At 69.7% G+C, this 20,697-nt stretch carries 18 protein-coding genes; 12 read left to right on the top strand and 6 right to left on the bottom strand.

From position 1 onward, the window contains the following. Nucleotides 1–56 precede the first annotated feature (56 nt). From imuA to AC1VNM_RS28175, 3 genes are read left to right on the top strand one after another with little or no spacing between them, the layout of a single operon-like run. Nucleotides 57–950: a translesion DNA synthesis-associated protein ImuA gene (imuA, locus tag AC1VNM_RS28185; RefSeq protein WP_483109107.1), complete on the top strand. Its 894-nt coding sequence runs from the start codon at nucleotides 57–59 to the stop codon at nucleotides 948–950. Beyond that, entirely contained in the window at nucleotides 901–2,295 is a 1,395-nt protein-coding gene (locus AC1VNM_RS28180) for a Y-family DNA polymerase (RefSeq protein WP_377157055.1), read from the top strand. Before imuA ends, AC1VNM_RS28180 begins: the two co-directional genes overlap by 50 nt. 33 nt (nucleotides 2,296–2,328) lie before the next feature. Beyond that, entirely contained in the window at nucleotides 2,329–5,679 is a 3,351-nt protein-coding gene (locus tag AC1VNM_RS28175; RefSeq protein ID WP_483109106.1) for an error-prone DNA polymerase, read from the top strand. On the opposite strand, the gene AC1VNM_RS28170 is transcribed toward AC1VNM_RS28175, so the two are convergent. Both AC1VNM_RS28170 and AC1VNM_RS28165 read right to left on the bottom strand, forming a co-directional pair. Beyond that, nucleotides 5,673–6,089: a type II toxin-antitoxin system VapC family toxin gene (locus AC1VNM_RS28170; protein WP_483109105.1), complete on the bottom strand. Its 417-nt coding sequence runs from the start codon at nucleotides 6,087–6,089 to the stop codon at nucleotides 5,673–5,675. The two genes, AC1VNM_RS28175 and AC1VNM_RS28170, sit on opposite strands and share 7 nt — an antisense overlap. Next, the gene (locus tag AC1VNM_RS28165) at nucleotides 6,049–6,375 is read right to left on the bottom strand and encodes an AbrB/MazE/SpoVT family DNA-binding domain-containing protein (RefSeq protein WP_483109104.1); all 327 of its coding nucleotides are present in this window, start codon (nucleotides 6,373–6,375) and stop codon (nucleotides 6,049–6,051) included. The genes AC1VNM_RS28170 and AC1VNM_RS28165 overlap by 41 nt, the downstream gene beginning before the upstream one ends. Nucleotides 6,376–6,635: 260 nt before the next feature. On the opposite strand from AC1VNM_RS28165, the gene AC1VNM_RS28160 reads away from it, so the two are divergent. Both AC1VNM_RS28160 and AC1VNM_RS28155 read left to right on the top strand, forming a co-directional pair. Further along, nucleotides 6,636–7,445, top strand: coding sequence for a hypothetical protein (locus AC1VNM_RS28160; RefSeq protein WP_483109103.1), 810 nt, complete (start codon nucleotides 6,636–6,638; stop codon nucleotides 7,443–7,445). Nucleotides 7,446–7,524: 79 nt separating this feature from the next. Next, a complete protein-coding gene (locus AC1VNM_RS28155) occupies nucleotides 7,525–8,244 on the top strand; it encodes a hypothetical protein (RefSeq protein WP_483109102.1) in 720 nt (239 codons plus the stop codon). 164 nt (nucleotides 8,245–8,408) lie between these two features. Here the strand turns inward: AC1VNM_RS28155 and AC1VNM_RS28150 are convergent, their stop codons facing one another. Continuing rightward, complete coding sequence (locus tag AC1VNM_RS28150; RefSeq protein WP_483109101.1) at nucleotides 8,409–9,452, bottom strand: hypothetical protein; 1,044 nt, start codon at nucleotides 9,450–9,452, stop codon at nucleotides 8,409–8,411. A gap of 315 nt (nucleotides 9,453–9,767) precedes the next feature. Here AC1VNM_RS28150 and AC1VNM_RS28145 point away from each other — a divergent pair, with 315 nt between their 5' ends. From AC1VNM_RS28145 to AC1VNM_RS28135, 3 genes are all read left to right on the top strand, one after another. Next, the gene (locus AC1VNM_RS28145; protein WP_483109100.1) at nucleotides 9,768–11,252 is read left to right on the top strand and encodes a hypothetical protein; all 1,485 of its coding nucleotides are present in this window, start codon (nucleotides 9,768–9,770) and stop codon (nucleotides 11,250–11,252) included. A gap of 275 nt (nucleotides 11,253–11,527) precedes the next feature. Further along, nucleotides 11,528–12,400: a class D beta-lactamase gene (gene blaOXA, locus AC1VNM_RS28140; RefSeq protein WP_483109099.1), complete on the top strand. Its 873-nt coding sequence runs from the start codon at nucleotides 11,528–11,530 to the stop codon at nucleotides 12,398–12,400. Between the two features lie 43 nt (nucleotides 12,401–12,443). After that, a complete protein-coding gene (locus tag AC1VNM_RS28135; protein ID WP_483109098.1) occupies nucleotides 12,444–12,938 on the top strand; it encodes a copper chaperone PCu(A)C in 495 nt (164 codons plus the stop codon). A gap of 40 nt (nucleotides 12,939–12,978) precedes the next feature. Here the strand turns inward: AC1VNM_RS28135 and AC1VNM_RS28130 are convergent, their stop codons facing one another. Further along, nucleotides 12,979–13,914 (bottom strand): LysR family transcriptional regulator, encoded by a 936-nt coding sequence (locus AC1VNM_RS28130; protein WP_377157069.1) that lies wholly within the window; start codon nucleotides 13,912–13,914, stop codon nucleotides 12,979–12,981. 162 nt (nucleotides 13,915–14,076) lie between these two features. On the opposite strand from AC1VNM_RS28130, the gene AC1VNM_RS28125 reads away from it, so the two are divergent. Together AC1VNM_RS28125 and AC1VNM_RS28120 are read left to right on the top strand one after the other, a co-directional pair. Beyond that, on the top strand, nucleotides 14,077–15,117 hold the full coding sequence (locus tag AC1VNM_RS28125) for a zinc-binding alcohol dehydrogenase family protein (protein WP_483109097.1): 1,041 nt from the start codon (nucleotides 14,077–14,079) through the stop codon (nucleotides 15,115–15,117). A gap of 234 nt (nucleotides 15,118–15,351) precedes the next feature. Then, nucleotides 15,352–16,341, top strand: a complete 990-nt coding sequence (locus AC1VNM_RS28120) for a hypothetical protein (protein ID WP_483109096.1) — start codon at nucleotides 15,352–15,354, stop codon at nucleotides 16,339–16,341. A gap of 64 nt (nucleotides 16,342–16,405) precedes the next feature. On the opposite strand, the gene AC1VNM_RS28115 is transcribed toward AC1VNM_RS28120, so the two are convergent. Beyond that, nucleotides 16,406–17,524, bottom strand: a complete 1,119-nt coding sequence (locus tag AC1VNM_RS28115; protein ID WP_483109095.1) for a TFIIB-type zinc ribbon-containing protein — start codon at nucleotides 17,522–17,524, stop codon at nucleotides 16,406–16,408. Between the two features lie 150 nt (nucleotides 17,525–17,674). On the opposite strand from AC1VNM_RS28115, the gene AC1VNM_RS28110 reads away from it, so the two are divergent. Together AC1VNM_RS28110 and AC1VNM_RS28105 are read left to right on the top strand one after the other, a co-directional pair. Continuing rightward, entirely contained in the window at nucleotides 17,675–18,247 is a 573-nt protein-coding gene (locus AC1VNM_RS28110; RefSeq protein ID WP_483109094.1) for a phasin family protein, read from the top strand. A 154-nt stretch (nucleotides 18,248–18,401) separates the two neighbouring features. Beyond that, entirely contained in the window at nucleotides 18,402–19,004 is a 603-nt protein-coding gene (locus AC1VNM_RS28105) for a DUF642 domain-containing protein (protein ID WP_483109093.1), read from the top strand. Nucleotides 19,005–19,145: 141 nt separating this feature from the next. Here AC1VNM_RS28105 and AC1VNM_RS28100 read toward each other — a convergent pair whose 3' ends face one another. Next, nucleotides 19,146–20,642, bottom strand: a complete 1,497-nt coding sequence (locus AC1VNM_RS28100) for a carboxypeptidase M32 (protein WP_377157079.1) — start codon at nucleotides 20,640–20,642, stop codon at nucleotides 19,146–19,148. Between the last annotated feature and the right edge of the window lie 55 nt (nucleotides 20,643–20,697).

Raw genomic sequence — 20,697 nt, 5'->3', positions numbered from 1 at the left:
CAGTGATCTCACGCCGGTTCCTCAACCGGCGTTTTTGTCTCTCGACGACGCCCGCCATGCCTGCCCTGTCCGCCCCTCTCGCCCCACTTCCGCCTGCCGTGGCGGAGGCGATCTGGCGCGGCGACGCGCTGGGCCGCGGCACCGACACCGTCTGGCCGAGCGGCTTCGACGCGCTGGACGCCGAGCTGCCCGGGGGCGGCTGGCCCGGACGCCAGTTGACCGAAGTGCTGCTGCCGCAGTTCTCGCTGGCCGAATGGCGGTTGGCGGGACCGTCGCTCCGACGCGTCGTCGCCGACGGTGCCGCGGTGGCGATGGTCGGACCGCCCAAGCGCCCCCACCTGCCCGGCCTGATGCACCTGGGGCTGGATGAGCGCCACCTCGTCTGGATCGACGCGCGCGCGCCGTCGGAGCGGCTCTGGTGCACCGAACAGCTGATCAAGTCCAATGCCGCCGGCGCGGTGCTGGCCTGGCTGCCGCAAGCCGCGCCCGAGCAGTTGCGGCGGCTACAGGTGCTGGCGCAGTCGTTCGAAGGACCGGTGTTCCTGTTCCGGCCGCTGGCGGCCCGTCATGACCCGTCGCCGGCGCCGCTGCGGGTGCTGGCGACGATCGATGTCGACTGGGCCCTGGACGTCCAGATCCTCAAGCGCAAAGGCCCCGCCCACGAGACCCCGCTGCGGCTGGCCTCGATCCCCGGCGGGCTCGAGCATGTCCTGACCCCGCGCGTGATGCGGCCCAGCACGATGCGCCCGGTGGCGCCGATGACGGTGCCGGTCGCCGACGTGGCCGACACCGTCAACGAGTCGGCCGGCAAGGGCCAGGGCAGTGCCGGGCCCCTGCTCGAAACGGTGTCCGAATCCCTCCACGAGCCCGTGGCGCTCACCCTGTTCCCGGAGTTCTCCCATGTTGTGGGTCGCACTGATCCTGCCGCCTCGTCCGCCGGCACCGTTTGAGGACCCGTCGACCGCGCCGCCGCCGCATCCCTGGGGGATCTGCGCGGAGACGCAGGCGGGCCTGGCGGTGTGGTGCCTGCAGTTCACGCCGCGCGTGGCGCTGATGGAGGACGCCGTCGTGATGGAGGTCGAGGCCAGCCTGCGGCTGTTCCGCGGCCTGCCCGCGCTGAAGGCGCGCCTGAGCGACGAAGCGCCCGACCTGGGCGCCGTGGGCATCGGCTGGGCGCCGTCGGCCACCGCCGCGCTGGTACTGGCGCGTTGCGGCGTGCTTGACCTCGGCGGGCGGCTGTTGCAGGCGGTGCTGGACCCGTTGCCGCTGCAGGCGCTGAGCGCCGGCGCGGAACACGCGGAACCGTTGAGCCGCGCCGGCATCAACACACTGGGCCAGTTGCGGGCGCTGCCGCGCGGCGGCATCAGCCGCCGCTTCGGCGCGGCGCTGCTGACGATGCTGGACCAGGCCTACGGCCTGCGGCCCGAGGCGCACGCCTGGGTCGCGCTGCCCGAGGACTTCCACGCCCGCGTCGAGCTCCCCTGCCGCGAGGACCACGCGCCCGCGCTGCTGCTGGGCACGCGGCCGCTGCTGATGCGGCTGTGCGGCTGGCTGGCGGCGCGCCATGCGGGCGCCACCGGCGTCACGCTGCACTGGGTGCACGACTCGATGCGCGCCAAGGACGCCGGCGAAGGCGGTTGCCTCACGATCCGCACCGCCGAGCCGATCCGCGAGCTCGAACACTTCTGCCGGCTGATGGCCGAGCATCTGGCCAAGACCCAGTTGCTGGCGCCGGTCGGTGAACTGCGGCTGGAGGCGGTCGGCGTGCAGGCGCTGGTGGAGGACAGCGGCTCCCTGCTGCCCGACGTGGTGCGCACCGGCGAGACGCTGTACCTGACCCTGGAACGCATCGCCGCGCGGCTCGGTCCTGAGCGGGTGCAGCAGCCGGTCCTGGGTGACGATCACCGACCCGAATGGCAGACGCGCTGGCGAACCTGCGGCGACGGCCGGACGGCCTCCCGCCGCAAGGGTCGGCAGGCGGCGGTGCGCGCGCCGGCCGTGCCGGAGCCCGCCTTCCTGCTCGACCCGCCGCTGCGGCTGGCGGTGCGCGAGCACCGGCCGCACTACCAGGGCCCGTTGACGCTGCTGGTCGGGCCGGATCGCATCGAGGGCGGCTGGTGGGACCGCATCCCCGACACGAAGGCGCACCGCAAGGTCACCCGCGACTACTGGATCGCCGTCAACGAGAACGCCGGCGTGCTGGCCGTCTATCAGGAACGGCTGAGCGGGACGGGCAACGGCGACGACGACAAGTCCGCCGTGCAGGCGTGGTTCCTGCACGGGATGTATGCCTGATCAGGCACCCTCCGTTCGTACAGGCCGCTCACCATGTCCGCCCTCCCTGGCGCCTCGGTCCTTCCCGACTACGCCGAACTGCGCTGCCTCAGCAACTTCAGCTTCCTGAAGGGGGCGAGCTGGCCCGAGGAACTGGTCGTGCGCGCCAAGGAGCTCGGCTACGCCGCGCTCGCGATCACCGACGAGTGCAGCATGGCCGGCATGGTGCGCGCGCACGTGGCCGCGAAGCAGCACGGCATGAAGCTGCTGGTGGGCAGCCAGTTCCTCATTGAACCCAGCGGCGCCTCAGGGCGCGCCTCAGGCGCCTCAGGCGCCTCAGGCGCGTTGGGCACGTCGGGCGCGTTGGGCGCGTTGGGCGAGCAGGATGCGGGGGACGAAGGCCCGTTCACGCTGGTGGTGCTGGCCTGCAGCCTGAACGGCTACGGCAACCTGTGTCAGTTCATCTCGCGGCTGCGGCGCTCGGCCGAGAAGGGCACCTACCACTGCACGCGGGCCGACATCGGCCCGCAGACGCTGGACGACTGCGTCGTGATCGCCTGCCCCGACCGACATGCGACGCCGGCGCAATTGCTGTCGATGGCGCGCTGGCTGTTGTCGCGCTTCACCGGGCGTTGCTGGCTGGGCATCGACCAGCCCCAGCACGCCGACGACGAGATCCGCCTGCTGCGCCTGCGCGAGGCCGGCGCGCTGACCGAGATCCCGCTGGTGGCCGTGGGCGACGTCACCATGCATGTGCGCAGCCGCAAGCCGCTGCAGGACGTGCTGACGGCCACACGCCTGGGCAAGCCGCTGACCGAGTGCGGCCAGGCGCTGGACCGCAACGCCGAGCGCCACCTGCGCCACCGCAGCCGCCTCGCGCTCAGCTTCCCGGCCGACCTGCTCGCCGAGACGCTGCGCGTCGTCGAGTGTTGCGAATTCAGCCTCGACGAACTGCGCTACCACTACCCGTCCGAGGTCGTGCCCGACGGCCAGACGCCGGCCAGTCATCTGCGCCGTCTGACCTACGAGGGCGCGGGCCGTCGCTGGCCCGAGGGCGTGCCGGCCGCGGCCAGCGAGCAGATCGAGCGCGAGCTCGCACTGATCGAGGAACTGCGCTACGAGCACTACTTCCTGACGGTGGCCGACATCGTCCAGTTCGCGCGTTCGCAGGGCATCCTGTGCCAGGGCCGCGGCAGCGCGGCGAACTCCATCGTCTGCTACTGCACGCACGTGACCGAGGTGGACCCGGCGCGGATGCAGGTCCTGTTCGAGCGCTTCATCAGCAAGGAACGCAACGAGCCGCCGGACATCGACATCGACTTCGAACACGAGCGCCGCGAGGAGGTCATCCAGTACCTCTACCGCAAGTACACGCGCGAACGCGCGGCGCTGGCGGCGGTGGTGATCTCCTACCGCGTGAAGAGCGCGCTGCGCGACGTCGGCAAGGCACTGGGCTTCGAGCCCGAGGTGCTGGACACGCTGTGCGGCAACCACCAGTGGTGGGACGGCCAGACCATCGATGCCGAGCGGCTGCGCGAGTCCGGGCTCGAGGCCGACGACCTCGCGGTGCGCCAACTGGTCGAGATCACGTCGGAGCTGCTGGGCTTCCCGCGACACCTGTCGCAGCACCCGGGCGGCTTCGTGCTGACGCACGGGCCGCTGACGCGCATGGTGCCGGTGGAGAACGCCTCGATGCCGGACCGCACCGTCATCGAGTGGGACAAGGACGACCTCGACGCGGTGGGCTTGCTCAAGGTCGACGTGCTGGGGCTGGGCATGCTCACGGCGATCCGCAAGACGCTGGACTTCGTCGGCAAGCGCGAGCGCTATCCGTTCGAGCTGAAGGACATCCCGGACGGGGACGACGAGACCTACAAAATGATCCAGCGTGCCGAGACCATCGGCGTGTTCCAGATCGAGAGCCGCGCGCAGCGCAGCATGCTGCCGCGGCTGAAACCGAAGGAGTTCTACGACCTGGTCATCGAGGTGGCGATCGTGCGTCCCGGGCCGATCCAGGGCGGCATGGTGCACCCCTACCTGCAGCGACGTCAGGGCTTCGAGGAGGTCGTTTATCCGCAGGGACTGGAAACGGTCCTGAAGCGCACGCTGGGCGTCCCGGTCTTCCAGGAGCAGGTGATGCAGATTGCGATGATCGCGGCCGGATTCTCAGGCGGCGAGGCCGACGAACTGCGACGCTCGATGGCCGCGTGGAAGCGCAAGGGCAACCTGGACAAGTACCGCGCGAAACTGATCGACGGGATGCGGGAACGGAACTATCCGGTGTCTTTTGCCGAGCAGATCTTCGAGCAGGTGAAGGGCTTCTCGGAATACGGCTTCCCGGAGTCGCACGCGGCCTCGTTCGCGCTGCTGGTCTACACGAGCAGCTGGCTGAAGCGGCACCGGTCAGCCGAGTTCCTGGCGGGACTGCTGAACGCGCAACCGCTGGGCTTCTATTCGCCGAGCCAACTGGTGCAGGAGGCCAGACGCAAGGGTGTCGAGGTGCTGCCGCCGGACGTGATGCACAGCGACTGGGACTGCACGCTGGAGCGCGCGGATGGGCGTGTCATCCGCCCGACGCAGCGCGGCGCGGCCGCCGACACGATCGATGCGATGCCACTGGATGAGGACGGCATCGTCGTGGAAGACGATGGCGACCCCTACCTCGACGCAGAGGAAGCGCTCGCGGCCGACGCGGCGCCGGTGAAGGTGCGGCTGGGATTGCGGCTGGTCAAGGGACTGCAGCAGGCCTCGGCGGCGCTGATCTGCCGGGAGCGTCGGAACGGCCCGTTCAACGACGCGGAGGACCTGGCGCGACGCACCGGACTGAACCAGCAGCAGATGACGATGCTGGCGGCGGGCGATGCGTTGACCAGCATCAGCGGCCACCGCCGCCAGCAGATGTGGGATGCGGCCGCGCAGCATGCGCCGCCGCCGCTGCTGGCTTCTGCGCCGGTGCAGGAGGATTTCCTCGCGCTGCCGCAGGCGCCGGAGGGCGAGGAGATCGTCTTCGACTACGCGTCGCTGGGCCTGACGCTGCGCCGCCACCCGCTGTCGCTGCTGCGGCCGCTGCTGCGCGAACAGCGCTGGATGTCGGCCGAGGAACTGAACGAATTGCCCGACGGCCGACCGGCACGCGGCTGCGGGATCGTGACGGTCAAGCAGCAGCCGGCGACGGCCAAGGGCACGATCTTCATTTCCCTGGAAGACGAGACCGGCGACATCCAGGTCATCGTCCACCGCGCGCTGTGGCAGCGGCAGCGGCACGTCATGCTGCACTCGCGCCTGATGGCGGTGAAGGGCAAGTGGCAGCGCAGCGGCGACGTGCGCAACCTGATCGCCGGACACCTGCAAGACCTGACCCCGATGCTGGGACGGTTGAGGACGGAGAGCCGGGATTTTCATTGATCCGGCTCCGCCAGCATCCTCTCACCGGATGGACTGTCCACGGCATTCCCCAACGAAACGAGCTTGCGCATGGCTTGCTTGTCAAACGTCATGAACACTTCACCGCCTGCAAGACGACCTTCGCAAGCAATGGCGCCGTCAGCAAAATCTCCGCCCAGATCAAGCATCGACAGACCTGCGGCGACAGCCAGTCGATCCACCTTGACGGCGGGTTTCTCCACGACGCTACGAATCGCTTCGGCGATGTCCTCGCACGCGAACTTGTAGGATCGTCCCAGCACCCAAGCGAATTCGCAGAGGCATGCGACGGTCACGATGACCAATTGCGCCTCAACGAGGAGTCTTGCAGCGGCACGAGCCTGATCGAGATCATCCAGAACAGCGATCCTCACCAGGACATTCGTGTCCACCGTGATCCTCATTTTCCCCCGCCCATCCACGTGCGATCGTCTCGCTCATCTCCTCGATGGACACCGGACCGGCGCGGCCCCTCGGCACGTTGGCAAGGATGCCGTAAAGATCGCTGATGTCACCGGAGCGCGGACCGCGCAACACACAGCAACCGTCCAGCAGAAGATCGATTTCGATCTGTTCTCCGGGCTTCACCTTCATCTGTTGCAGGACCAGCGGGTCCAACTGGATGGTCCTCCTTTGCGACACGGTCATCGGCAACAGGTCGATCGTCAAGACGCTCATGACACGCGCTCCTTCGAAATCCGTTTAAGGACTGAAAGCCTAGCTCTGGGCCGCACTGAAAAACCGCCTCTCCCTCTGACTTCCGTCAATGGTGGGAGAGATCGCAGCCCATCCCCCGGATGTAGGTCCCGTCCGACGAACACATGCGACCTTGTGGGGATGCCCGTGGAACGCGGCTTGCGGAAAGATCGACTCAACTGTCCTTCTGCCGACCTCGCCGCCGACCTCGCAGGTCACGCCGGAAAGGCGGCCTCAAGACCATGAAGAAGATCGCCGCCCTTCCCGATGCGATGCCCGTCCCGGCACCAGTCATCTGTTCCCCGTCCTGGGCCCTGCTCGGCATCGAGCCGCTGCGTGCCGCGATGGAATACGCCAGCTGCCGCATGATGGACCGCAGCGGCCATCCGCCCGGTGACGGACACCCCGTCATCGTGTTCCCCGGCCTGACCGCGGACGCGCAGTCGATCGCGCCGCTGGTGGGCTTCTGCCACGGGCTCGGTTATGCGGCGCGCGACTGGGGACGCGGCATCAACACCGGTCCCACCGGCGACATCGACCTGTGGCTCGACACACTCGCCGCCGACATCGAGGCGCTCGTCGCCGGACAGTCGCAGCCGGTGTCGCTGGTGGGCTGGAGTCTCGGCGGCATCTATGCGCGCGAGATCGCCAAGCGCATCTCGCTGCCGGTGCGCCAGGTCATCACGATCGGCACGCCGATCACCGGCGAGGCGACGCAGACCAACGTCAGCCTGATCTACCGCTGGGTCAACGGCAGGCTGCCGGTGCTCGACGACGATTTCAAGTCGCGCCTCATCGCCGCGCCGCATGTGCCGACGACCTCGATCTACAGCCGCAGCGACGGCGTCGTCGCGTGGCAGGCCTGCGTGCAGCCGGAGGACCATCCGATGGTCGAGAACGTCGAGGTCGACGGCAGCCATTGCGGCCTGGTCTGGAATCCCGCCGTCCTCAAGGTCGTGGCGGATCGGCTGTCGCATGCGCCGGATACATGGCGTCGATACGGCGAAAGCACCGAGCCCGCAGCCATGACCGCCACTCGGTCGATGAACTGAACACCGACTGATGTCACCCGCTGGACGAACGGAGGGCCGCTGAAGGAAATGGCGAACCGGACCAGGTTGAGCCGGACTCATGGCCCTTCCTCATCAACCGTCCTTGTCCATGTCGTTTCCTCTCCCGACCCTTGAAGCCTTCGTCATCAATCCGCTGAGCGGGGACGTGTTCGTCCAGAGCATGGCGAAGTACGCACCCGCCGAGAAGCTGGCCGCCGAACTTTTCCGACGCCCCATGCCGGACACCTTGAAGGGCAAGGCGGCCCACATCGAGGATTGCGCCCGGTACGTCCAGGACCATACCGAATTGGCCGAGTGCCCACGCTTTGCGCCGAAGCTGGCGACGCGCTTCGATCAACTGCGGACCCAGCTCAAGTCCTGCACCGACGGCCTGCAGACGCTGCGCATGGCGCGGGAAGCAAAGTCCATGGTGGCCTCACTTGTCTTGAGGCTCGCTCCCGCCGGCGACGTCAAGATCAAGCCCTATGGCACCCCGCCGGGCAACATCCCCGAGATGCTGGACTTCCTTGACTACCCTTACAACGTCCAGGCCCTGGCCGTCGATCACATGCGCCCGGACGCGCTCGACATCATCACCGCGCTGTTCAACCAGTCGTTGGAGCAATCGAGGGAATTCCTGGAAGACAGTGACTTCGGTCCTTCACCCGACGCCCTCATCCTTGCCGCCGAGAACGGCCAGTCTTTCGATTCGGTGCGGCGAAAGATGTTGAATTCGGGGGCGAGCGCCTCTCTCCATAGCGGTCGTCACAACAGTTGTTACGACGTCGAGTACGGTTGATCCGAGAAGGGCTCTGGGCACCGCGCTCATCGCCCTGCGGACATCGCGCGACCGCAGGCTTGCGGTCGCGCGGTGATCATCTGATCAACGCGATCAGGATGATGATGGGAATGGGCACGCCCAGGAAAAAGAGCAGCAACGATCGCATGTGAGTTCTCCTTGTCTCAGTCGATGAGGTCGCGCTGCCGGCCGCCGAAGGTGGCCAGCAGGCTCGCGGTGAATGCGCCGATCAGCAGCGCGACAACCATCCACAACGCCGTCGTCAGCGCCGTCTTGCGAGCGGCGTCGGCGGCTTCACGGGCACGGGTCTCCAGGGCTTGCGCCTCGGCGCGAGCCCGCTGCAGCGTCTCGGTGACGCGCCGCTCCGCCTCCGCTGGCGTCAGGCCTGTACGCTGCGCCACCAGTTGTCCAGCAGCGCGCGTGTCTTCCGGCGACAGCGTCCCGCCATCGCGCAACGCACGCACGAGGAGGCGATTCAACGACGCCGAAGACTGCTCGTCCGCATGGACCATCGAGGCATCCGGCCACGCGCGCAGCGTCGCCGGATTGGCCTCGGCGGGCGCCGCGGAAGACGTCGATGCCGTTGTCGGCGCCGTCGCCGCGGGCCGCAGCAGCGTGTCCACGTAGTAGCCGAAATCACCGCTCCCCAGCGCGGTCCGCGCGGTTCCCGAAGAACTGCCCTTCACGCCGGACTCATCCGCCGCAGTCCCAGCAGCAGCTGTCGCAGCCGCCGCCCCTGTGGCCGCGGTCCCGGCCGCCAACGCCGCGCCCTTCACGCCGATCCCGGCGATCGCGCCGACCGAGGCGGTCAGCACGGCGGCGGTGAACAGCGTGGCCACGGCCCACGACAGCAGGCCATGGGCCGTGTCGCGGAAATGAACCTCGTCCGCATCGGTATCGCGCCATCGCACGCGCAGCCGGCCGGCGAGATAACCGCCGAGTCCGGACGCCGCCAATTGCGTGAACGCGAGCCAGACGATGCCCGCCACGCCCAGCGTCGCGGCGCTAGCGCCGTCGCCGGCCCAGGGCGACGCGGCGGCCAGTCCCAACCCCGCGCCGAGCAGCAGCAGGATCAACGACAGCGCCGCCGCGGCAGCGGCGCCGGCCAGCACCGCGCCCCATGACACTGCGGAAGTCGACGCGCGGGGCGCGACAATTCCGCCGACATCGGCCTCGCCTGGATACCAGGCCTCATTCTTTGCCACCATGGCAGTCCCCTCGAGTTGTGATGGACAGCTACAGGCAAGGGGCGGGCCTGACGTTTCGTTACCCTCCTCTCCACCATCCGCCGGCCGACACCCAGATCCGCACGTCGGCACGTCGGCAGGTCAGCAGAAGGTCCACGGTCAACTGTGAGCAGTCAGCAATCAGCGGGTCAGCGGGTCAGCGGGTCAGCGGGTCAGCGGGTCAGCGGATCAGCGGATCAGCGGTGAACAGGCCGGCCCCGCGTAACCTACGCACGTAACGCCCGTTACGCCGATGCCGTCACACCGCCGAAGCACCCGGCGCAGAATGCGCCTCCAATGACCGCTCCCGCCGCCTCCCTCGTCGCTGCCGCTCCGGCCGCCGACCTGCCCTTGCATCGCATCCAGTTGCTGCCGCAGGGACTGCGCATCGACGGACTGCCCGAACTGCGCGGCCGGCTGCTGCCGCGCCTGCTCGCCGCGCTGCTGCAGGCGCACGAGCAAGGACTGGCGCGCATCGACAGCCCGTGCTCGCGCGCCGAGCTGCGCGAGCGCATCGCCGGCATGGCCGAGCTGCACCGCACGCAGGTCTGGCGCGCGCTCGCGCTGCTCGACGACGGACCGCTGGCCGCGCTGATCGAGGCCAGCGCCCGCAGCAGCGGCCCGTTCTGGCTCAACGCCGCGCTGCTGCCGAGCTGCCGCTTCGAGATCGACGGTGAACCCGCCACCGGCGAAGCCCTCGCCCGATGGCTCGGCCAGCAGCGCCCGGTGCGCGCGCCAGCCGCCGCGCCGCTGCTCCCGCTGGCCTACGCCGAGGCGCTCGCCCGCGCCGACTACCTGCTCGACCGCGGCGAGCTCTATCCCGCCCGCCTCGCGTTGCAGCAGGCCGCGCCGCACGTACCGCCGGGAGACGCCGCCGCCGCCGCCGCGCTCGGCCTGCGCCGCGCCCGCATCGCGCGCCGGCTCGGCGACTGGGCCGCGCTGCAGGACGAGCTGCGCGACCTCGGTCAGACGCTCAACAACAGCCGCCTGCCGCGCTTGGAGCGGCGTCAACTGCGCGCCCGCGTCGCGATCCTCGCGGCCTGGCACTGGTTCGGCAGCCTCGGCCAGGCGGCGCCCGCGCTGGAGAAGCTCGACGAGGTCGATCCCGACGTGCTCGCCGCCGACTCCACGCTGCGCTGCGACCACGGCAACCTGCGCGGCATCGTGCTGCGCGACCTCGCCATCGCCCGCGGCGACGCGGCGCTCGCGACGCAGTCGCTGGCCAGCCTCGGCGACGCGCTGCGCAGCGCCTCGCTGGCCGGACTGCCCGACGCGCTCCAGGTCTGCGCCGCCAATCTGTCCAACGCGCTCGGCCGGCTTGTCGAGGCCGACCTGCTGCCCGCCGACGGGCCGGGCATCGAGGACGCGCTGCGCTGGCTGCTGCTCAGCGACGCGCTCTGCGCGCGCTGGCAACTGGGGCGCAGCTCGCTGCTGAACACCATCTTCCTGCTGCGGCTCGCGGCGCTCGGACACCTGGACTTCGCGGCGCTCCAGCGACTGGCCACCACGCAAGGCCTGCCCCTGCCGGCCACGTCATTCGGCGACCTCGCGGCGCAGCGCTGGGCCTCCTGCCGGGCGCGGCAGTCGCAGATCCCGGCTGATCAGCGCTGTGCGTTCCTGTTGCTGTGGGCGCGGCATGCGCTCGATGAAGGTGATGCGTTCAGCGCCACCGACCTCGTGCGGCAAGCCAGGCTGCAGGCGCGCAAGCTGCGCGATGAAGGGGCCAGGCGGCGCTATCTCGACGAGGCCGAGGCGTTGATGCCGCAGTCGCGGCAGGCGTGAGGTCCTTTGAACACGGCGGGAGGTCGAGCGCGGGCACTCCACGACGTGGGGGGCATCGCCTCCGCGAACCCCCCACATCATTCCGGCCCCGGCAGCACTCGCTGTGATCGGGCCTTGGCGGAACGGAAGGCACGGGAAGCACGGGAAGCACGGGAAGCACGGGAGCAGCGGGCGCAACAGGCGGACCGGGCGCAACGGGCGTAACGGCACTTCGATGCGTTCGAGCTCGGGGGACTTCGCACACTGGCGGCATCCCTCACAGACCGGAGACCGCCATGTCCTTTCCACGCCTGATGGCGAGCGCCCTGCTCGCCTGCCTCGCCCTCACGGCCTGCCGCGCATCGATCGCGCAGTCGCCGTCCACCGCCTCGGGCGCCGTCGCCGCCGTGCCCGCCGATCAGCGCGAGCGCTGGGAAACCCGGCCCGAGCTGCAACGCCACTTCACCGGGCTCGGGACGAAGGGCACGCTCGTGCTGTTCGACACCCGCGCGCATCGCTGGATTGCGTCGGACAGTGTTCGCGCCTTCGAAGGCTTCCTGCCGGCGTCGACCTTCAAGATCCCGATGTCGCTGATCGCGCTGGAGACCGGCGCCGCCGTGGACGAGACACAAGCCTTCAAGTGGGACGGCACGAAGCGCCGCATCGAGGACTGGAATCGCGACCAGACGCTCGCCTCGGCCTACCAGGTGTCGGCGGTGTGGGTGTTCCAGTCGCTGGCGCGGCAGATCGGCCAGCCGACGGTGCAGCAGTTCGTGCGCGACTTCCGCTACGGCAATGCCGTCGCCGGTCCGATCGGCGACCGCTTCTGGCTCGACGGCGACATGCGCATCTCGGCGGTCGGCCAGATCGAGTTCCTGCGGCGCGTGCATGACCGCGCGCTGCCGCTGTCCGACCGCACCTACGACATCGCGCGCCAGGTGATGTTGCGGGACCAGGGTCCCGGCTGGCGCCTGTACGCCAAGACCGGCTGGGCCGACAGCACCAGGCCGGGCCTCGGCTGGTTCGTCGGCTGGGTGGAGCAGGACCGCGACGCGCGTCCCGTCTACTTCGCCCTGAACATGGACATGACCGATCCCGCCTTCTCCCCGAAACGGGCGGAGATCGTCCATCAGGTCCTGCGCTCGATGGGCGCGCTCGAAGAGCGATGACCGATACTTCCGGATCGTCATAGATCCTGGATTGGACGCCCCGATGAAGACCCGTTCCCTTGCCCGCCTGGCACTTGTTCCCGCCCTGCTGCTGACCGCCGGTCTGGCGCAGGCCCAGGTCGTCGTCGCCGACGCCTGGGTGCGCGCGACGGTGCCGCAGCAGAAGTCGACGGGCGCCTTCATGCAGATCAAGTCGCCGACGGACGTGAAGCTGATCTCGGTCAGCACGCCGGCGGCCGGCGTGGCCGAGGTGCATGAGATGGCGATGGACGGCGACGTGATGCGCATGCGGCCGGTGACCGCGCTGGCGGTGTCGGCAGGCAAGCCGGTGGAACTGAAGCCCGGCGGTTATCACGTGATGCTGATGGACCTGAAGGGCCCGCTGAAGACTGGCGACGCGGTGCCGCTGACCTTCGTGTTCGAGAGCGCGGACAAGTCCCGCTCGACGGTCACCGTCCAGGCCCCGGCAAGGACTGGCCCCGTCGTGTCGCCCGATGCCAAGGACCCGCACGCGGGTCACGGCGACCACAAGCATTGAACGGCTGCCGAGCGGCGCGCTCCTGCGCTCTCCTGGCGCGTCAGCGCCTGAGGCCCTCCGCCAGGTGATCCACCAGCGCCTTCAGCCGTTGCGGCAGGAATCGCTGGCTGGGCATCAGCGCATGCAGCGGCATCGGCCGCCCGACCCAGTCCGGCAGGACCTCGACCAGCGCGCCGCTCGCCAGGCTGTCGCGGATGTCGAGGCAGCTCTTGTAGGTCAGTCCCCGCCCTTCGAGGGCCCACTGATGGGCGATGCCGCCATCGTCCGCCGTGCGGCGCCCCTGCACCGTCACGTCCAGCGGCGCCGCCTGCATCGCGTCGCGTCGCCAGAAGCGCCATTCGCGCTCCAGCCGGTCGCCGATCTTGAAGCGGATGCACTCATGCTGCGTGAGTTCCCCGGGATGGGACGGCCGGCCGTGCCGCTTCAGGTAGTCCGGCGAGGCCACCAGCAGCCGGCGTCCGTCATGGAGCTTGCGCGCGACCAGCCGTGAGTCGGCCAGCTCGCCATACCGCAGGGCCAGGTCGACTTCGTCGCGCACGACGTCCTGCAGCGCATCGCCCACGTTGAGCTGCAGCTCGACCCCGGGATGCCAGTCGAGGAAATCATCCAGCAGCGGCAGCACGATGCGCCGCGTCAGGTCGCTGGACGCGCTGACGCGGATCCGCCCGCGCAGCGCCGTCGCCCCGCGCCCCTTGGCGGAAGCCTCGTCGCCGCCCTCCGAGACCAGCGCGAGGCCTTCATCAAGCAGCTCGAGCGCGCGCTGCGCGTAGTCCCTCAGCCGTTCGCCGGCGGCGGTCAGCCGCAGCGCCCGGGTGCTGCGCTCGGCGAGCCGCACGCCCAGCCGCGCCTCCAGCTTCTTCAGCATCGCGCTGGCCGCCGCGGGCGTGATGCCCATCTGCCGCGACGCCGCCGTCAGGCTGCCGCCGCGCGCGCATTCGATCAGCAGGCGCAGTTCGGCGGTGTTCTCGATGTCCATGGCGGCTCCCTCCGGCGATCTTCAATCCCGCGTTGAAACTGATAGCGATTCAGCGCTCTTCATTGATTCTGCCGGAAGGCTCACCATTCGTTCCCACAGCATCCCGCTACCTCCGTCTTTCCCCACCTTTTCCCTTCCATCCGAACCTCCAGGAGTCCCGCCATGAAAGCCGTCGGCTACTTCAAGTCCCTGCCCATCACCGAGGCCGAGTCGCTCATCGACCTCGAACTGCCCACGCCCGCCCCCGGTCCGAAGGACCTGCTGGTCGAGGTCGCCGCCATCGCCGTCAATCCGGTCGATACCAAGATCCGCGTGCGCCGTGCCAGCGCCGACGGCACGACGCCCGTGATCCTCGGCTGGGACGCCGTCGGCACGGTCCGCGCGATCGGACCGGAGGTGACCGGCTTCGCCGTCGGCGATCGCGTCTGGTATGCCGGCGACATCACGCGTCCCGGCAGCAACGCGCAGTTCCAGAGCGTCGACCATCGCATCGCCGCGAAGGCGCCGGCCTCGCTCAGCGACGCCGAAGCCGCCGCGCTGCCGTTGACCGCCATCACCGCCTGGGAGCTGCTGTTCGACCGTCTGCAGGTGCAGCAGCAGCCGGAGCGTCCGGTCAGCCTGCTGGTGACCGGCGCGGCCGGCGGCGTGGGCTCGATCCTGGTCCAGCTGGCGCGCCGGTACGACCACCTGACGGTCATCGGCACCAGTTCCGAGCCGGACGGTGAAGGCGGCAAGTGGCTCCAGGCGCTGGGCGCGCACCACGTGATCAACCATCGCGAACCGATCGCCCCGCAGATCGCCGCGCTGCAGAAGCACGGTGTGCCGCCGCTGCGCTACGTCACCAGCCTCACCCACACGCCGCAGCACTTCCAGGGGTTCGTCGAGGCGCTGGAGCCGCAGGGCAAGCTGGCGATGATCGACGACTTCGGCCCGAACGACCTGGACGTGATGGCGCTCAAGGGCAAGTCGCTGTCGCTGCACTGGGAACTGATGTTCACGCGCAGCATGCATGCGACGCACGACATCGCCGCGCAAGGCCGCCTGCTGAGCGAGGTCGCGGCCCTGGTCGACGCCGGGAAGATCCGCACCACGCTGTCCGACGTCGTCGGCCCGATCACCGCCGAGACCCTCAAGCGCGCTCACGCGCTGCAGGAGAGTCAGCGCCAACGTGGCAAGCTGGTGCTGCAGGGTTGGCCTCTCTGAGCCTCGTGCGCTGTACGGCCTGCGTTGCGCGCATGCCGCACTTCCTGTCACGACTGTGACGTCTTACCGCCCCGGCCCGCCGGGGCGTTTTCATTCGTGGGGACTTCCGGGAAAACCTCCAGTGCGCGCGCCCTCCGCGCAGGCGATACCTCCGGACTCGGACGCCACCAAGCAGTTCGGGCGACAAAGTCAACGAACGGCCGACCACGGCCACGAAGAACAAGAGGGATCGTCATGAACATCCGCAAGGTCCTGGCCGGCGCCCTGGTCGCCGTGCTGCCGGCCGCATGGCTGTGCGCCGCCGCGCCCGCCGCCGCCGCCACCATCGGGGTCATCCTGCCGGGCAGTTATCCAAGCGCCGAGCAGGCCGAGGAACTCCAGCTCGGCATGACGCTGGCACTCAAGACCTGGCCCGGCGACGCCGCGCCCAAGCTGATCGTCAAGGACAGCGGCTGCGACGCCCGCAAGGCGGACGCCATCTCCCAGGAGTTCATCAAGGCCAAGGTCGACGTCGTGCTGGGCAACTGGTGCGAGATCAATGCCGGCGCGGACGCGCTGCGGGCCGCGGGCATCCCGTTCATCTCCAGCAACGCGGAGCGGATGAAGGCCCAGGACCTGCAGCTGCAGCTGGGCCGTATCGAACTCAATGCCGGCGAGAAGATCGCCGCCGACCTGCGCCGCCAGACCGGCCTGCGGATCAGCGCGCGGACCTCGTGCTGGATGGACTTCGACGCGACGCTGTCGGAGCGCGTCGACGCCGTGCTATGCCCGGTCCTGACGATCGACCGCGGCCGCTGGGACCAGGTGGCCAACACCTACGGGGCCGCGTTCCGCAAGCCGTTCACGGCCTCGGCCGCGCGCGGTTACGCGGCGATGGAAGTGGCGCTGAACTATCTGCGCCGCGCCAAGGGCATGAAGCCCGCGGCCGCGCTGAAGGAAACCCAGTCGATGGCGACGCTGCTCGGCCCGGTGCCCGCGCTGGACGCGCCCGCCCCGACGACAGCGTTGCAGCTGGTCTTCAAGCACGAGCTGCCCAAGCTCAATCCGCAGCAGTCACAGACGCTGGACAAGCTGGTCAAGACCAAGGGCTGCGGCTGCCCGGGCGGGACGCTGCGCAACGGCTGCCCGCGCGACTCGGGCCCGTGGGGCGAGCTGCCCTTCGTCGTGCGCGGCGGCGGCACGCCCGCGGCCTGCGCAAAGCCGATCGGGGTGCTGGAGCTCTAACCGGGCACCGCCCACGGCGCGCCCTGCGTGTTCATTCGGGCGCCAGGCTCACGGCGCGCACAGATCACTTCAGCAACAGAGAAGCCAGACGCATCGCGATCTCGATCAGCGTGGGCGGCGAACCGTCCGAGGACGAGGGCCAACCCGACGACGACCAGTCGCGCCCGCCATCACGGCGGCCCTCGCGACGCTCGTTCTCCGCGTCGTAGCGCTTCTCGTACTTGCCCTTCCAGAACAGGCCGTGCTTGCCGCCGGCCGGATCGCGCTGCTCGAAGTTATAGGAGGCCAGCCGCGCGCGGCGCTCGCGCTCGAGCTGTTCGTCGGCCTCCTGTCCATCGTGTTCGAGGGCGTCGAGCAAGGGTCCCAGGTCGTCCATCGACGGCGCGACGACCGTGTGATGGCAACGCCCGCAGCGCGTCTCGCGCGTCGGGTCCATCGGCGCGCCGCAACCGCGGCAGGACCAGCCGACCGGCTTGCCGCCGTTGGGCATCAGCAGCGGCTCCGACGGCGAGCGCCTGCGCAGCGCATTCGCCAGGCGCGGCATGTCCACCATCAGCAGCGGGCTCTTGCACCAGGTGCAGTCCTCGCTCTTGCCGTCCGCCGGGCCGCCACAACTCAGGCACGACAGCGTGCGCTTCTCGGCCTGCAGCGCGTAGCGCTCGCCGGGCAGCAGGGGACGGACCAGGCCGCGCTCGGCCAGCATGCCGGCCTGGCTGTGCAGATGGCCGCCGCAGCTGCCGCACTCCAGCACCGGGAAGCGCCCGTAGCGCGTGAGGTTGCGAACCTCTTTCAGCGCCTTCGCGCACAGCGGGCAGGCGCGATTCGGCTGATGCGGCCGGTCGCTTCGGCGCAGGCGATTCAGGTCGCGCAACAGCTGGATCCACGCGGCCGTCGAGAGATGCACCGACTCGCGCGCGTCGAACCAGACCAGGCCGCAGGGCTCGCAATGATCGATGTCGACCGTCGCCGGCGCGTGGTGGCCGGGCAGGCTCACATGGCGCATCGGCGCACGGCATTGCGGACAGTCGATGAACGCGCCCTTGCGCAGCGGCAGCTCCCCCGCCATCGCCAGCGGCGGCAGGGCCGGGGACGGATCAGTCAGCGGCTGGGGCACGGTGTCGGGGAATTCGTCGCCGGGGTGGCGGCCCCGCGACGAGGTCGGCAAAGAGGGCGGCAAGGACATGGCCAATATTCTGGTCCCTGCACCCATCGCCCCGATGGGGGGTTGCGGGTCAGGTCGAAGTCAGCGTGAGGCACGACACGCCGCCTATAGTCCGGTTCTCGGCGAGCGACGGGCCTCAGATCCCTCGCCCCACGACGACAAGGAATGCCCATGGTCAAGAAGCAACAGAAGACGGCCGCGCCCCAGCCCGCGCAAGGCCGCCGCAAGGATGCCGGGTCCGCCTCGCCAGACTCGGCCAAGGCGGCCAAGGCGGTCAAAGCATCCAAGGCCAAGGCGGCCGAAGCGGCGGACACGCCGTTCGCGGAGCAGGTGAAGACCTCGGCGCAGCAGATCTGGTCGGCCGGGCTGGCGGCGTTCGCGAAGGCGCAGGACCAGGGCACCGCCACCGTCGGCAAGGCCGAGGCGACGCTCGACGCCACCGCGCGCCGCATGAGCGATCTGGCCGGCGAAGTCGGCTCGCGTGCCGGCCAGCATTGGGACAAGCTGGAATCGATCTTCGAGGATCGCGTGGCGCGCGCGCTCACACGGCTGGGCGTGCCGGCGGCGGACGACGTCGCGCAGTTGAAGGAACGCATCGGGGCGCTGTCCGCGGAAGTCGCGATGTTGCGTGCCGCGCAGGCCGGCGTGGCGCCCAAGCCGGCGACCAAGCCCAGCCCGAAGCGCCCGGCGACGAAGTCCGCGAAGGCCACGAACGCCACGAAGGGCGGCAAGCGCACCACCTGACCCCGGCGCGCCGCGCTGCGGCGTGCACTGCGTCACGAAACGCATCGCCATCCCCATCGCCCAGGGGGATGGCACCCGCGAGACGGTCTCGAACAATTCGACACAAGCGCAGACGCTCCTGCGCACCTCTTGTCGAACTTCCCGAGCCTGTCCCATGAAGCGCCTCCTCGCCGCCGTCCTCTTCGCCGCCCCGCTGGTCGCCCTGGCGGCCCCGGTGAACCTGATCAACAACGGCAGCTTCGAATCGAACGCGATCGGCAACGGCAGCTACAGCATCGTCGGCAGCACCGCCGGCTGGACCGTCGGCCCGAACGGCCTGGAGATCCGCAACAACGTCGCGGGCAGCGCGTTCAGCGGCGGCAACTACGTCGAGCTCGACACCACCGGCAACAGCTGGATCAGCCAGACGCTGAACACCGTGGCGGGCGCGACCTACACGCTGTCGTTCTCCTACGCCAACCGCCCCGACTTCCGCAGCGCCGCCAGCAACGGCATCGACTGGAGCATCGGCGGCCTGAGCGGCCTGGTCGGCAACAACACGACCACCACCTGGCAGACCCTGACCACCACCTTCACCGGCACCGGCAGCCCGATGACGCTGCGCTTCGCCGCGGCGGGCATCAGCGATTCCTACGGCACCTCGCTGGACAACGTCAGCGTCAGCGCCGTGCCGGAACCGCAGAGCATCGTGCTGCTGCTGGCCGGCCTCGGGATGATGGGCTTCGTCGTGCGCCGCAAGGCCGCCGGCAAGGCCTGACCCCGCCAGGGGCGAGCTGTCATCCAGCATTCGAGTCCTCGACGACTCGTTGGGAGCGCCGTGGGTAGAGACCGCGGACGCGCAAGGAGAAAAGGGCACCCCACGCGGGGTGCCCTTTTCCATTGGCGAAGCGGCGTCGCGTCAGCCCAGGTAGCGCGCTTCCAGGTGGCGGCGGAAGTGCGCCGGGTTCAGCGCCTCGCCGCTGGCGCGCTGCACCAGCTCCGGCGTCTCCCAGCGGCTGCCTTGCGACCACACGCGGGCCTTCAGCCAGTCGAAGACCGGCGTGAGTTCGCCGCGCGTGATCTCCGCGTCCAGGGTGGGCCGCTCGCGGCGCATCGTCGCGAACCACTGCGCCGCGTACATCGCGCCCAGCGTGTAGCAGGGGAAGTAGCCGTAGAGCCCGCAGCCCCAGTGCACGTCCTGCATGCAGCCGTCCTTGTAGTTGCCGCGCGTGTCCAGGCCCAGCAGTTCCTGCATCTTGGCGTCCCACAGCGCGGGGATGTCCTCGACCTCGATCTCACCTTCGATCAACGGGCGTTCGATCTCGTAGCGCAGGATCACGTGCGCCGGGTAGGTCACCTCGTCGGCGTCCACGCGGATGTAGCCCGGCGCGACGCGCGTCATCAGCTTGTGCAGGTTGTCCGCGGCGAATCCCGGCTGCTGGCCGAGATGACGCTCCACCAGCGGCTGCAGCAGTCCGGCGAAGCCGGGATGCGAGGCCAGCTGCATCTCGAAGGACAGGCTCTGGCTCTCGTGCAGGCCCATCGATCGCGCGCCGGCCACCGGCAGGCCGAGCCACTCGCGCGGCAGGTTCTGCTCGTAGCGGCCGTGGCCGGTCTCGTGGATGGTGCCGGTGAGGCTCTGCAGGAAGCCGTCGTCGCGATAACGCGTCGTCATCCGCACGTCCTCCGGCACGCCGCCGCAGAACGGATGGGCGCTCTCGTCGAGGCGACCCGCCTCGAAGTCGAAGCCCAGCAGCTTCATCGCATCCAGGCCCAGCGCGCGTTGCGACGCGGCGGGGAACGGCCCTTGCGGATGGATCACGCTGTCGGTCGCCTGGCGCGCCATCACCTGCCGGATCAGGCCGGGCAGCCACTGGCGCAGATCGCCGAAGACGCGGTCGATGTCGGCCGAACGCATGCCGGGCTCGTAGTGGTCGAGCAGCGCGTCGTAGCGACTCAGGCCCGAATCATCGGACAGGCATTGCGCCTCTTCCCGCGCGTAGCGGACGACCGGGCGCAGGTTCTCGACGTAGCCGGTCCAGTCATTGGCGGCGCGCTGATGGCGCCACTCATGCTCGCAATGCGAGTTGGCCAGCGAGCGCGCCTCCACGAGCCGCTGCGGCACCGCGTTCGCCGAGCGCCACACGCGGCGCATCTCGCGCAGCGAGGCGCGCTGGAAGTCGTCGAGCGGCTCCTGCGCCGCGTCGTCGAGCAGTTGGCGCAGCGCCGGGTCGGTGCCCAGCTGGTGCAGCAGCCCGCCCATCTCGGCGAGCGATTCGGCGCGGGCCTGCGCGCCACGCGCCGGCATGAAGGCGGACTGGTCCCACGAGGCGATCGCCTGCAGGTGGGACAGACGATGGATGCGCTGGTGGCGCTGGCACAGGGCGTCGTACGCCGGGGTGCTGGGGGTGCTCATGGGGGGTCTCCTCTTGGGTCCCGGAATTGTGCCGGGAAGCCCAACCCACCCGCGG

The organism is Mitsuaria sp. MSU3D (assembly GCF_056867975.1).
This window is presented reverse-complemented; position numbering and strand designations above follow the sequence as displayed.

What these genes read in the sequence shown, in the direction of transcription:
- AC1VNM_RS28165 (WP_483109104.1), bottom strand. Translation starts at nt 6,375, where the DNA reads ATGAGCGTCTTGACGATCGACCTGTTGCCGATGACCGTGTCGCAAAGG.
- AC1VNM_RS28145 (WP_483109100.1), top strand. Translation starts at nt 9,768, where the DNA reads ATGACCGCTCCCGCCGCCTCCCTCGTCGCTGCCGCTCCGGCCGCCGAC.
- AC1VNM_RS28150 (WP_483109101.1), bottom strand. Translation starts at nt 9,452, where the DNA reads ATGGTGGCAAAGAATGAGGCCTGGTATCCAGGCGAGGCCGATGTCGGC.
- AC1VNM_RS28100 (WP_377157079.1), bottom strand. Translation starts at nt 20,642, where the DNA reads ATGAGCACCCCCAGCACCCCGGCGTACGACGCCCTGTGCCAGCGCCAC.
- AC1VNM_RS28120 (WP_483109096.1), top strand. Translation starts at nt 15,352, where the DNA reads ATGAACATCCGCAAGGTCCTGGCCGGCGCCCTGGTCGCCGTGCTGCCG.
- AC1VNM_RS28115 (WP_483109095.1), bottom strand. Translation starts at nt 17,524, where the DNA reads ATGTCCTTGCCGCCCTCTTTGCCGACCTCGTCGCGGGGCCGCCACCCC.
- AC1VNM_RS28110 (WP_483109094.1), top strand. Translation starts at nt 17,675, where the DNA reads ATGGTCAAGAAGCAACAGAAGACGGCCGCGCCCCAGCCCGCGCAAGGC.
- AC1VNM_RS28130 (WP_377157069.1), bottom strand. Translation starts at nt 13,914, where the DNA reads ATGGACATCGAGAACACCGCCGAACTGCGCCTGCTGATCGAATGCGCG.
- AC1VNM_RS28155 (WP_483109102.1), top strand. Translation starts at nt 7,525, where the DNA reads ATGGCCCTTCCTCATCAACCGTCCTTGTCCATGTCGTTTCCTCTCCCG.
- AC1VNM_RS28160 (WP_483109103.1), top strand. Translation starts at nt 6,636, where the DNA reads ATGAAGAAGATCGCCGCCCTTCCCGATGCGATGCCCGTCCCGGCACCA.
- blaOXA (WP_483109099.1), top strand. Translation starts at nt 11,528, where the DNA reads ATGTCCTTTCCACGCCTGATGGCGAGCGCCCTGCTCGCCTGCCTCGCC.
- AC1VNM_RS28175 (WP_483109106.1), top strand. Translation starts at nt 2,329, where the DNA reads ATGTCCGCCCTCCCTGGCGCCTCGGTCCTTCCCGACTACGCCGAACTG.
- imuA (WP_483109107.1), top strand. Translation starts at nt 57, where the DNA reads ATGCCTGCCCTGTCCGCCCCTCTCGCCCCACTTCCGCCTGCCGTGGCG.
- AC1VNM_RS28180 (WP_377157055.1), top strand. Translation starts at nt 901, where the DNA reads ATGTTGTGGGTCGCACTGATCCTGCCGCCTCGTCCGCCGGCACCGTTT.
- AC1VNM_RS28135 (WP_483109098.1), top strand. Translation starts at nt 12,444, where the DNA reads ATGAAGACCCGTTCCCTTGCCCGCCTGGCACTTGTTCCCGCCCTGCTG.
- AC1VNM_RS28105 (WP_483109093.1), top strand. Translation starts at nt 18,402, where the DNA reads ATGAAGCGCCTCCTCGCCGCCGTCCTCTTCGCCGCCCCGCTGGTCGCC.
- AC1VNM_RS28125 (WP_483109097.1), top strand. Translation starts at nt 14,077, where the DNA reads ATGAAAGCCGTCGGCTACTTCAAGTCCCTGCCCATCACCGAGGCCGAG.